10 protein-coding genes are annotated in these 11429 nt (G+C 58.2%); 4 read left to right on the top strand and 6 right to left on the bottom strand.

The features are described from left to right. The first annotated feature begins 50 nt into the window (after positions 1-50). Both ACP15U_RS16760 and ACP15U_RS16755 read left to right on the top strand, forming a co-directional pair. On the top strand, positions 51-1232 hold the full coding sequence (locus tag ACP15U_RS16760; protein ID WP_425046306.1) for an ammonium transporter: 1182 nt from the start codon (positions 51-53) through the stop codon (positions 1230-1232). Positions 1233-1366: 134 nt separating this feature from the next. Further along, positions 1367-1978 (top strand): thermonuclease family protein, encoded by a 612-nt coding sequence (locus ACP15U_RS16755; RefSeq protein WP_425046305.1) that lies wholly within the window; start codon positions 1367-1369, stop codon positions 1976-1978. Between the two features lie 23 nt (positions 1979-2001). Here ACP15U_RS16755 and ACP15U_RS16750 read toward each other — a convergent pair whose 3' ends face one another. Beyond that, positions 2002-3543 carry a helicase HerA-like domain-containing protein gene (locus ACP15U_RS16750; protein WP_425046304.1) on the bottom strand — a complete coding sequence of 514 codons (1542 nt, stop codon included), beginning with the start codon at positions 3541-3543 and terminating at the stop codon, positions 2002-2004. A 615-nt stretch (positions 3544-4158) separates the two neighbouring features. Here ACP15U_RS16750 and ACP15U_RS16745 point away from each other — a divergent pair. Further along, positions 4159-4752: an invasion associated locus B family protein gene (locus ACP15U_RS16745; RefSeq protein WP_425046303.1), complete on the top strand. Its 594-nt coding sequence runs from the start codon at positions 4159-4161 to the stop codon at positions 4750-4752. Between the two features lie 52 nt (positions 4753-4804). Here ACP15U_RS16745 and ACP15U_RS16740 read toward each other — a convergent pair whose 3' ends face one another. The 4 genes from ACP15U_RS16740 to ACP15U_RS16725 are packed head-to-tail and all read right to left on the bottom strand — an operon-like array spanning position 4805 to position 9053. Then, positions 4805-6016 (bottom strand): beta-ketoacyl-[acyl-carrier-protein] synthase family protein, encoded by a 1212-nt coding sequence (locus tag ACP15U_RS16740; RefSeq protein WP_425046302.1) that lies wholly within the window; start codon positions 6014-6016, stop codon positions 4805-4807. 9 nt (positions 6017-6025) lie between these two features. Continuing rightward, entirely contained in the window at positions 6026-6283 is a 258-nt protein-coding gene (locus ACP15U_RS16735; protein ID WP_425046301.1) for an acyl carrier protein, read from the bottom strand. A gap of 33 nt (positions 6284-6316) precedes the next feature. Further along, on the bottom strand, positions 6317-7405 hold the full coding sequence (locus ACP15U_RS16730) for a UDP-3-O-(3-hydroxymyristoyl)glucosamine N-acyltransferase (RefSeq protein ID WP_425046300.1): 1089 nt from the start codon (positions 7403-7405) through the stop codon (positions 6317-6319). Positions 7406-7442: 37 nt separating this feature from the next. Next, a complete protein-coding gene (locus ACP15U_RS16725) occupies positions 7443-9053 on the bottom strand; it encodes a L,D-transpeptidase family protein (RefSeq protein WP_425046299.1) in 1611 nt (536 codons plus the stop codon). 335 nt (positions 9054-9388) lie between these two features. Here ACP15U_RS16725 and ACP15U_RS16720 point away from each other — a divergent pair, with 335 nt between their 5' ends. Then, positions 9389-9958: a YcbK family protein gene (locus ACP15U_RS16720; protein WP_425046298.1), complete on the top strand. Its 570-nt coding sequence runs from the start codon at positions 9389-9391 to the stop codon at positions 9956-9958. Positions 9959-10433: 475 nt separating this feature from the next. Here the strand turns inward: ACP15U_RS16720 and ACP15U_RS16715 are convergent, their stop codons facing one another. Continuing rightward, a complete protein-coding gene (locus ACP15U_RS16715; protein WP_425043710.1) occupies positions 10434-11366 on the bottom strand; it encodes an IS5 family transposase in 933 nt (310 codons plus the stop codon). Positions 11367-11429 lie beyond the last annotated feature (63 nt).

Here is an 11429-nt window from a genome sequence, read left to right as displayed (position 1 = left end):
CGGTTTCAACCGGCGGCACCACTCATCGGAACGAAAAAGGAGCCCACCCAATGAACGGAGCCGATACAGCCTGGATCATCGTCGCCACAGCACTGGTCCTGTTCATGACCCTGCCCGGACTGGCCTTGTTTTATGGCGGGCTTGTCCGCGCCCGAAACGTGCTCAGTGTCTTCATGCATTGTTTTGCCATCGCCTGCCTGATGAGCATCCTCTGGCTTGTTGCCGGGTATTCCATTGCCTTTGGGGGCGGATCCAGCGGGTTTTGGGGAGGTTTGGACAAAGTCCTGCTGATCGGGATCACACCCGAAAGCCTGTCGGGCACCCTGCCCGAGGTTCTGTTCTTTGCCTTCCAGATGACTTTTGCCATCATCACCCCGGCGCTGATCGTCGGCGCCTATGTCGAGCGGGTCGGATTTGCCTTTGTGCTCACCTTTTCGGGGTTGTGGATGCTGCTGTGTTACGCCCCTGTGGTCCACTGGATCTGGGGCGGCGGTTTTCTGGCCGATGGCGGGATCTTTGGCGAAACCGGAGTGAAAGATTTCGCAGGCGGCATCGTCGTGCATGAAACTGCGGGCCTCGCAGCACTGATCATTGCCGTGTTCCTTGGCCCGAGAAAGAACCGGACAACGCCGCCGCACAATCCTGGCTTTGTCATGATCGGCGCGGCGATGCTGTGGGTCGGCTGGTTCGGCTTCAACGGTGGGTCGCAGCTGGCCGCAGACGGCGGCGCGGCAATGGCCCTGACCGTCACCCATATTTCAGCGGCCACTGCATCGCTCAGCTGGGCGCTGTGGGAAAAGATCAAATATGGCAAAGCCTCACTGGTCGGTCTGGTGACTGGCACCATTGCCGGCCTTGCCTCGATCACACCCGCCAGCGGGTTTGTCGATCCCGTTCAGGCGTTCGCCATCGGTGCGGTCGCCGGGGTGTTGTGTCAGGAAGCGGTTACGCTTGTCCGCAACGTGCTGAAGATCGACGACACGCTGGATGTATTCGCCGTGCACGGCGTCGGCGGTATTTTCGGCACGATTATGATCGCCGTATTCGGACTTGGCAGCTGGGCGGCTCAGCTGGGCGGATTGGTGATCGTGGGGGTCTTTACCACCGTCGTGACTGTCATCCTCGTCAAGGTCGTAGCCGCCATAACCGAATTGCGAGTGGATCTGGAAACCGAGACCAACGGGCTTGATCTGTCGGTTCATGGCGAACGGGCCTATGACATGACCAGCTGACCCGAAACGAAACCGGATGTAGCGGGCCCCATTGGGGCCCGTTTTTCTTTGTGACCCGAATTGGCAACGCAAAGACCGGAAATCGAAATACCTCTGTCCGCTGTCTCGCTACCTTTCGCGCAGAAGAAAATGCGTTGAATGAATTGATGGAACTGATTGCGGTAATCATTTTTCCCGTCGGCCTGATCCTATTTGTCCAACTGTTCGGTAGGGCCTATCGCAACAGGCCCGATGACCGGATCGGCGTACGGCGCAACGTAACTCAGCCCAAGCCAATTCGCAGCTTGGGACTCCTCAGCCCATACCAAACAGCAGCCAATCTGCCGCTTGTTCCGGACTCCTTGGAGATCCGTGGCAGAGCGTGGGTCATAGATGGCGGCACAATCGCAATTCAAAGAACCAAGATCCGGCTGGCGGGCATCGATGCGCCGGAAATCGACATGCCTTGGGGTCGCAACTCGAAATGGGCGATGGTGAACATTTGCCGAGGCCAGATCATCACCGCGAAACTGACCGGAGAGAGGTCTGGCGACAGGCTGATCGCAACCTGCTATCTGGCGGATGGTCGCGACATTGGCGCCGAACTCGTGAAGAGAGGTCTGGCGTTGGATCTGCCCCGGTTTTCGAACGGATTATATCGCCCCTTCGAACCTGCGGGGGCCCGCCAGAAACTGCACAGCGCCACCTTTGCTCGTCCGACGTCGGACGCCCACGAACCCACCCGATCTGTTCGCAAAACCGGCTAGAGGGGTCTGCAAGGCACGCAGGGTCAGCGCCCCTTGAACAGGCTTCCGAGAATGCCTCGTACAATACGGCGGCCAGTGGTCCCCTTAAGTTCCTTGATGACCGCCTCGCTCATGGCCGAGGTGAACGTGTCCTTTGGCTTCATTGACCGGGCCGAAGACCGGCCGACTTTGCGCCCGGAATACCGCCGCGCCGCGTTGAACTCCCTCTCCATCGCCGTAGCCTCTTCGGCGCGGGCCTCTGCTGCTTCGGCTTCTTGCGATGCCGCTGCTGCGCGTTGCGCCAGAATTTCATAGGCCGACTTGCGATCCAACGTCTTGTCATAACGGCCCGCCAGATCAGACGCAGCCATGATGGTCGCGCGCTCCGCCTTGGTTATTGGCCCCAACTGCGATGACGGCGGACGGATCAGGGTCCGCTCGACAATGCCGGGCACACCCTTTTTCTGCAGCATTGATGTAACTGCCTCACCAACCCCGACCTCCCGGATCGCCTGTTCCGTCGAAAAGCGCGGGTTCTCCCGATAGGTTTCAGCCGCCATCTTCAACGACTTGCGGTCCTTGGCTGTAAAGGCGCGCAATGCGTGCTGGATCCGGTTCCCCAACTGTCCGAGAATGTCCTCGGGCACATCTGCGGGATTCTGCGTGATAAAGTAGACCCCGACGCCTTTGGAGCGGATCAGGCGGGCAACCTGTTCGACCTTGTCGACAAGCACGTCAGGCGCGTCATCAAAAAGCAGATGCGCCTCGTCAAAAAAGAAAACCAGCTTGGGTTTATCCGGGTCACCGACCTCGGGCAATTCTTCGAACAGCTCGCTGAGCAGCCACAGCAGGAAGGTCGCATAGAGCCCGGGCGCCGACATCAGCTTGTCGGAGGCCAATACGTTGATCTGCCCGCGGCCTTCGGCGTCTGTGCGCATAAGGTCGGACAGATCCAGCGCCGGTTCACCGAACAACTGTGCCGCTCCCTGATTTTCGATCACCAGCAACCGGCGCTGAATCGCGCCAATCGAAGCCGTCGAAACATTGCCGTATCGCAGGGTGAGATGCGCGCGGTTGTCCCCGATCCACACCAATAGCGCCTGCAGATCCTTGAGATCGAGAAGCGGCAATCCTTCTTCGTCGGCAAGGCGGAAGGCGATGTTAAGAACACCTTCCTGTGCTTCGCTGAGTTCCAGCAGACGTGACAGCAACAGCGGCCCCATCTCGGCGACGGTGGTGCGAACCGGATGGCCCTGTTTGCCGAACATGTCCCAAAAGGTGACCGGATACGCCCGATATGCATAATCATCGAAGCCGATGGTTGCGGCCCGCGACTGAAACGCATCGTTGAGCTTGTGATCCGCTGACCCCGACGCCGCAAGGCCAGACAGATCGCCTTTTACGTCAGAGAGAAACACGGGAACACCGGCATCAGAGAAGCCTTCGGCCAGAATTTGCAGCGTCACGGTCTTGCCGGTGCCAGTGGCTCCGGCGATCAGGCCGTGACGGTTGGCATATTTTAGTGCCAACCCCTGCTGCTGTTCATAATTCTCTCCGCCGCCCCCGATAAAGACCTTGTCTTTCATTTGCTTATGCCCCGACTTTTCATTCCGCTCCGGGCCACCATACTAAGTTAACCTTTGACTGCGATAGTGATTTCTGTCCCTGGACGGTTCAACCAACCGGGGCGAACTTCCTCCCTGTCAGACTGGCCGTGCCTCCGGGCACGGCATTTTTCGATTTGCGCCGCTATTTGACCCGCAATCGGACCAGAGTGACGCCAATTAGAGCCAGCAGGCCGAGATCACGCAAGACCGGAACCTGACCTGCCAAAATCTGTTCACGACCGAAAATGTTACAAGAATCTTGCAGTTAGCTGTTGACCAAGAGCGGACCCTTTCGTAACGTTCGGTCAATAACTAAGTCGGCCAGTCCGACGGGGAGATAAGAAATTAAAAAGGGAACCGCATGGTTCCCTTTTTTTATTGAGGTTTCAGGATGTTGCAACGTCTACCGTATGCAGTCGCCACCTGATAGATTGATTTCGTTATAACCATGAACCCTCCCGGATCGGCAGCCTGACGCCGATCCGCCCGGAGAACGCAATCAAATCTTTTTTACGGCTTCGTTTGCGCCTGACTCTGGGTTCAGAGCGTGTTAGAGCACCAAAAAAGCAGTCCTGATAAACCGATGAGGCATTCATGATCAGACATTTGACCTCCTTTGCAATCGCCACCGCTTTGGCAATGACGCCGGCCATTGCGCAGGAAACCACCTCGGAAGAGCCTCAGCAGGCTGATCAGGTGCTGGATATGGGACAAGCGGTTCCCGAAGGCCCCAAATTGGGTGAACGCTATGCGACCCAGAAATTTGGCGACTGGAACCTGGCTTGCATCAAGACCGAAGGGCCGGAGGATCCGTGTTCGCTTCTGCAAATCCTGAATGATCAGGCCGGCAACCAGATTGCCGAGATTTCCCTGTTCCGGTTGGAGAACGGTGGCCAAGCCGTTGCAGGCGCAACCGTGATTGTGCCGCTGGAAACCCTGCTGCCGGCACAATTGACCATCTCGGTCGACGGTGCTCCGGGTAAGCGTTATGCCTATTCCTTCTGCAATCCGATCGGCTGCATCGCCCAGCTTGGTCTGACCGAACAGGACATCGAAGCCTTCAAGAAGGGCAGCGAAGCCACGGTGTCACTGGTTCCCGCGCCTGCACCCGATCAGACGGTGGAACTGAAGTTGTCTCTTCAAGGCTTCACCGCCGGCTATGATATTGTGGATGTGGTCAAGAACTGACCCGAACGCCTACCTGAGAAAATGCCGCCAACCGCATGGTTTGGCGGCATTTTTATTTGACCGCTTTAAGCGCAAGAACCGCATTTAACCCGCCGAAGGCAAATGCATTGCTGAGCGCAACATCAACCTTTGCCTCACGTGCCTCGTTGGGCACCACGTCAAGCGCACATTCAGGATCCGGCTCTTCGTAGCCAATTGTCGGGGCAACGACTCCGTCCCGCAACGCCATGATACAGGCCAGCAATTCGACCGCTCCTGTGCCACCGATCAGGTGCCCGTGCATCGACTTGGTGGACGAGATCATCAGATTGTCTGCATGGGGTCCGAACACTCCAGCCACGGCGGCGCACTCCGTCTTGTCATTGGCGGCAGTGCCGGTTCCGTGCGCGTTGATATAACCGACCTCTTCGGCATTCAGTTTGGCGTCGTTCAACGCACCGGCCATCGCGCGGGCCGCGCCCTGTTTCGATGGCATCACGATATCGGATGCGTCCGAGGACATGGCGAACCCGGCAACCTCGCAGAGGATCTCGGCGCCGCGAGCGCGGGCATGGTCGAAATCCTCGAACACGAAAACCCCGGCGCCCTCGCCCTGAACCATTCCATTGCGGTTGGCGCTGAACGGGCGGCAGGCGTCCTTGGACATGACCCGCAAGCCTTCCCAGGCTTTCACCCCGCCAAAGCAGAGCATGGATTCGGAACCGCCAGTAACCATCGCCGGCGCCATACCCGAGCGCACCATTTGAAACGCCTGCGCCATCGCATGATTGGATGAGGCACAGGCGGTCGACACGGTAAAGCTCGGCCCTTTCAGGTTGTGCTCCATCGAAACGTGACTAGCGGCCGCATTGTTCATCAGCTTCGGGACAACAAAGGGATGCACCCGGTTCTTGCCATCTTCATAGACGGACCGATAGTTATCATCCCAAGTTGAAACGCCGCCACCAGCGGTGCCAAGCACTACGCCGGACTTGGCGGCCAGCTCGCCGCTAAACTCCAGACCGGCCTGCGCAATCGCTTCCTGAGCAGCGGTCAGGGTGAACTGGGTGAACCGGTCATACAGGCTCATCTGCTGACGGTTGAACCGTCCTTCGGCCTCGAAATCACGCACCTGTCCGCCAATCTTGATTGCCAGTCGGTCCACATCCCTAAAATCGAGCTCGCCAATACCGCAGCGCCCTTCGCGCATGGCTTCCAATGTATCGGGCACGGAATGGCCCAGAGAATTGATTGTTCCGGCTCCGGTGATGACAACGCGTTTCATCGGTTCGCGTCAGACCTTTTCCGCCACGAGCTTTTCGATGCCCTTGATGATGGCTTCCACACTGGAGATGTCGAAATCGCTCTGCTCGGGCTCATTGGCATTGAACGGGATCGAAATGTCGAACTCTTCTTCGATGGCAAAGATGCTTTCAACCAGCCCGAGACTGTCGATCCCGAGATCTTCAAGCGTGCTGTCTGGTGCCACGTCGGACGGTTCCAGAACCGCCTGTTCGGCGACAATGGCGATAACCTTTTCGCGGATGCTCATTCTCAGACCCCTCTGTGCGCGTCTGGAGGTGATTTAATCGCTCAGTCCCAGTTTGGAAACCGCCTTTTTCAACGCATCCACGTCACGCAGGATCCGGGGCAAGCGCCGCTGTGCCTTGTAGATCTCGGTGTGCTGATCCATCCGCACCGCCGGATAGCCCATCATAACCCGACCAGCGGGAACATTAGACAAAACCTTGGTCGCGCCGCTGATGATCGCCCGATCACCCACGAATACGTTGTCGACGACGCCGGCTTGACCGCCGAGCACCACATAGTTGCCGATATCGACCGAACCGGACAGCCCGGATTGCCCGCACAGCAGGCAGTCGTGTCCGATCCGACAATTGTGACCGATATGGACCTGATTATCCAATTTGGTTCCGTTACCAATTTCAGTGTCACGTACGGTGCCGTTGTCTATTGTAACATTGGCCCCGACCTCGACATCGTTGCCGATCCTGACCGCACCCAGCGAGTTGATACGCAGCCAGCTTTGCGCGTTACTGTCACCCTGATCCTTCATGCTCTGGCGAGCTGCTTCAGGACCGGACAATTCGGGGGTCACAAACGAAAATCCATCCGAACCGATCCGCGCTCCGGGCTGGGCGATGAAACGGTCTCCGACCTGCGCACGCGCACCGATCGACACCATTTCGCGAAGAAAGGCCCCCGTCCCGAGCGTTACATCCGCGCCGATCACGCAATGCGGGCCGATGATGCTACCGGCTCCGATTTTCGCGCGTGGGCCGATCACCGACAGGGGGCCGACCGCCACGTCGTCGGCCAGCTCAGCGGTTGGGTCGATAACAGCCGAGGGGTGAATGCCCGAAGCATATCCCTGCCCCTTATCCATGATCCGGGAAACTCCGGCCATAGCCATACGGGGACGCGGAGAAAAGATCGCGGCCTTCAATCCCAGCGCCCGCCAGTCCGCACCGACCCAGAGCATTGCTGCGCGTGCGCTGCCGTCCGCCAGCCCCTCGGCATATTTCGGTGACATCGCCATCGCTAGATCATCGGGCCCGGCCATGCCCGGTTCGGCGGCGGCGCTGACCGTCAGATCCAGATCCCCGGCGGCCTCTGCGCCGAGGGCTTCGGCGATCTCTCTAATTGTATGCATGTACCGGCCCCTGAATTGATCTCTGTTGGGCCAGTGATTACCCCTGAACGCCCGGCAGGGCCAGCCCTGCTCTGTTCAGGGCCTCCCAGATCTTTGCATCGCGGCCATAGATGTCCCGCCGATACTCCACCACGCCTTTTGGCGTGGCATAAGCGGTGCGGTAGATGATGTGCACCGGGATTTTCTGCTCCAGCACAACTTTGGTCTCTTTGCCCGTGTCGAGAATCCGGTGGAAATACCCTTTCGGATCAACCTCTTGAAGCGCCAGAATGGTATAGGCAAAGTCGAACGGCTCTGCGAGGCGAATGCAGCCATGCGAATAGGCCCGCACTTCGCGCGCAAACAGGTGCTTTTGCGGGGTGTCGTGAAGATAGATGTTGTGCTTGTTCGGGAACATGAACTTCACCAGCCCCAGCGCATTCTTCTTGCCCGGGGGCTGACGCATCGCGAAGGGGAAGCTGCGGGCCGAGTATTGCGAGAAGTCCGTATCCCGCCCGACCCGACGACCGCGGCTGTCTGTGATCTCAAGGTGCCCAACCGCGTTGGGGTTGGCGCGCAGCTTGGGCAGGTATTCCTTGGTGATGATCGAACGTGGCACATACCAGCTCGGATTGATCACCATATGCTCCATCTCGTCCGAAAACTCGGGGCTGCGGCGGTCGGACGTGTTCTTGCCGATCACCGAGCGGGTTTCAAAGGTCACCGCACCCTCGTCGATGATCTTTGCGGTAAAATCCGTCTGGTTGACCAGAATGTGCCGGTCACCCAGTTGATCGGGCAGCCAGCGTTCCCGTTCCATCGCCACCAGAACCGAACGCAGCCGATCCGACGGAGACCGATTGATCTCTTCCAAAGTTCCCGGTCCGGCGACGCCGTCCGGTTCCAGTCCATGCGCTCGCTGAAAGGCTTGCAAGGCCCGCTCAATGCCCGGATCAAAGGTGTCGGTCACGCTACGCCGCAAAAAGCCCATCGCAATCAGCCGGTCACGCAGGGCAACCACGGCGGACCCGGACATCCCCGGTTCAAGCTTCTTGGCCCTGACGGTTGGGCCCCAGCCTCCTGCGGCAATCTGCTGTTCCAGATTTAGCCGGGTCTTGGCAAGCGCGAGGTATTGCGGCGTGTTGGGTGCCAGATCCCGCAAGTAGACGGTTGGGTCGGCGGCGGCGAACTCTTCGAGATAAATGCTGCGCTCTTTCAATGGCACTTCGCGCAGCATGCCGCCATCAATCGTCGACGGCTTCAGCATTCCAGTGTCGAGATCCTTTGCATAGCGAAGGAACAGCTTGCTGATCTCCACCTCCACAAATCCAAGATCGCGGGTCGTTCGGGCCTCGGCCATCAGAGCGCGCATGGCGTCCACATCATAGCGTGCGTCCGGAATTCCGTGAGTTCCCACATTTTCAATAGCGTCCAGCAGGGCCGCACGTCGGGCCAGATCCTGGTGCCCCTCACCCGTCCAGATCGGCCGGAACCCCCGACCGCGATAAAAGGCAGCGATATCGGAATCAGCTGATGCGGCCTCGGCAACCGCCTGTTTGAAGGCCGTGACCTGCGCCCGTGCCGAAGCAGGCGCCGCAAGAGCCAGACCGACGGCAAGCGTAACACCCGTCAAAAAGCGGGAAACTGGGGAACGGAAAACTGGGGTCATCTGGGTTGTCCTAGGTGGGCAGCAATGATGCAAATCAACGTCTTTCTTCCAAAATGTTAAGAAAGCGATGGGGAAGTCCATTCACAAAACCTTTAGTCGGGCAAAGGCACAACAAGCTGATGCGCGATTGCATCGCCTGCGGCGAATCGACTCGAAATTTGACCATTTGCGCAAAAATTCGCCGAAATCAGGCCATGGTGGGATCAGGCAACAATCCATCCTTGGATCATAAATCTGTCTGTGGCATAGAAACGGGCATCTGGGGATGACTATAAAAAAAGCTTCCGAAAAATCGGGGGCAGGCAGGACATAGCGTACGGGACAACGCAGTAGACATGACAGAAATCACACGTTCGGGCTTGACTCGACGCGCATTGTTAGGCGCGTTCGCAGCAACCGCTGTAGCAGCAGCACCCACCTATTCTAAAGCAGCAGGTTTTCTCCGCGGTGGCGGTGATATCCGACGGATCCGCATGTATTCGGGGCGCACCGGTGAGCGGATCGACATGGTCTATTGGATTGACGGCAAATACCTCAAGGATGCCGTCTCCGAGGTTAACCACTTCATGCGCGATTGGCGGACCGATCAGGTCAAGGGCATGGATCTGCGCACCATCGACATCATGGCAGCAGCACATAATCTGATGGACGTGAATGAACCCTATATGTTGCTGTCGGGCTATCGCAGCCCACAGACAAATGCCATGCTGCGCCGCCGGTCCCGTGGCGTTGCAAAGAATTCCCTGCACATGAAAGGTCAGGCTGCCGATCTCCGCCTATCCTCCCGATCCGTCGGGCAAATGGCCAAGGCCGCCATTTCCTGCCGCGCCGGTGGCGTGGGTCGCTATTCCCGGTCCAATTTCGTGCATATGGATTGCGGCGAGGTTCGCAACTGGGGCCGCTGAACCCAGATCCCGGAAATTCGAGCAGGAAGGCCCCCGGAGCGCAATCGCACGGGGGCCTTTTTACGGCTCACCCCCTGTTTCGAAATGGTAGCCACGCGGGCCGCGTTTTGCAGCAGGCTTTCATCTCCCACATGGCTCATTGACGACCGGGTGGACTGAGCTGGCCTGCTCGCCGGGCTTCGAGTTTCAGCAAAGCCCCGAAGCACCGCCAGTTAACAAAGACATCTGCCAGATTCACCCGGATAATCGCGTCGAACCCTAACCTGCCTTCAACACCCAACGCGGGATTTGTTGATGCAGCTTGTTTGAGTATGATTGGTGTCAGTGCCTGGTGAGCCAAGTTACGTCCTTGATCCGCCTCAATGCCGCGCTGAGAGTTGGAGGCAATTAATTAGTGATCAGTTTGATTTGAGTTGGTTGCTGCTTTGTTGCACAAATCCTGTGAGGATGGGACTTCCCCTTTCCCCGGACGGATTTAGCCTACGGCTTCTGTGACGGGAATGCCAAGAGCGGTATAGCGGTTGAGGACTGCGACACGGATTTGGATCTCTGCGACCTGCCGATCAAAGTCTCTCGCCATGAGACTTTGCCCCATCAGCTTCACACAGTGCATCTTGGTCTCGACACGGCTTCTTCGGTGGTATCCGCTCCATTGTCGCCAAATGGCGCGGCCCAAGTATCGTGAGGCGTTAACCGCTTCGTTCCGGGCGATGGCTCCGGCGCTGCTGGGTTTCCACGGCTTGGCGTTCTTACGCGGCGGAATGACAGCGTGGGCATTCCGGGCGGCAATCGCGTCATGGCATTTGCGCGTATCATAGGCCCCGTCGCCGGTTACTGATCCGATGTCCTGGTCGTTGGGGATCTGGTTCAGCAACTCAGGCAACATGGGCGCGTCACCGATGTTGCTGCTGGTAACCTCGACCGCTCGAACCTCCAACGTTTCCTCGTCGATCCCTATGTGTATCTTGCGCCAAATGCGTCGTTTGGGACCGCCATGCTTGCGTGCGTTCCATTCGCCTTCACCTTCAGCTTTGATGCCTGTGCTATCAACCAGAAGGTTCAGCGGGCCGGTACTGCCACGATACGACAGGTCCACGTTCAGCGTCCTCTGGCGGCGGCACAGCGTGCTGAAATCGGGAACTGCCCAGTCCAGCCCGACCAACTGCAACAAGCTTTCCACAAAGCCTGTCGTCTGTCGGAGCGGAAGGCCAAACAGCACCTTGATCGTCAGGCAGGTTTGGATCGCAGCATCACTAAAGCTGTGTCGCCGACCGCGCTTGCCGCTCGGTGGCGGAACCCAGACCATATCAGGGTCAAACCAAATCGACAGCGACCCGCGCCGTCTCAACGCCTCATTGTAAGATGACCAATTCCTGGTCTTGTATTTCGTGGGGGCCCAACTGCTCATGACGCACAGCTATCACGCTGGATTCACACAGTGAATCCCTCAACCGATTTGTGCAACAAAGCC

Origin of the sequence: Primorskyibacter sp. S87, from assembly GCF_049801055.1 — a bacterium.
Lineage (GTDB): Bacteria > Pseudomonadota > Alphaproteobacteria > Rhodobacterales > Rhodobacteraceae > JBNAGF01.
The sequence above is the reverse complement of the archived record's forward strand: the minus strand, read 5'-3'. Positions and strand labels throughout refer to the sequence as shown.

Bases quoted from the DNA above. Each gene is read 5' to 3' on its own strand.
- ACP15U_RS16760 (WP_425046306.1), top strand. From the start codon at position 51: ATGAACGGAGCCGATACAGCCTGGATCATCGTCGCCACAGCACTGGTC.
- ACP15U_RS16750 (WP_425046304.1), bottom strand. From the start codon at position 3,543: ATGAAAGACAAGGTCTTTATCGGGGGCGGCGGAGAGAATTATGAACAG.
- ACP15U_RS16745 (WP_425046303.1), top strand. From the start codon at position 4,159: ATGATCAGACATTTGACCTCCTTTGCAATCGCCACCGCTTTGGCAATG.
- ACP15U_RS16740 (WP_425046302.1), bottom strand. From the start codon at position 6,016: ATGAAACGCGTTGTCATCACCGGAGCCGGAACAATCAATTCTCTGGGC.
- ACP15U_RS16735 (WP_425046301.1), bottom strand. From the start codon at position 6,283: ATGAGCATCCGCGAAAAGGTTATCGCCATTGTCGCCGAACAGGCGGTT.
- ACP15U_RS16730 (WP_425046300.1), bottom strand. From the start codon at position 7,405: ATGCATACAATTAGAGAGATCGCCGAAGCCCTCGGCGCAGAGGCCGCC.
- ACP15U_RS16725 (WP_425046299.1), bottom strand. From the start codon at position 9,053: ATGACCCCAGTTTTCCGTTCCCCAGTTTCCCGCTTTTTGACGGGTGTT.
- ACP15U_RS16720 (WP_425046298.1), top strand. From the start codon at position 9,389: ATGACAGAAATCACACGTTCGGGCTTGACTCGACGCGCATTGTTAGGC.
- ACP15U_RS16715 (WP_425043710.1), bottom strand. From the start codon at position 11,366: ATGAGCAGTTGGGCCCCCACGAAATACAAGACCAGGAATTGGTCATCT.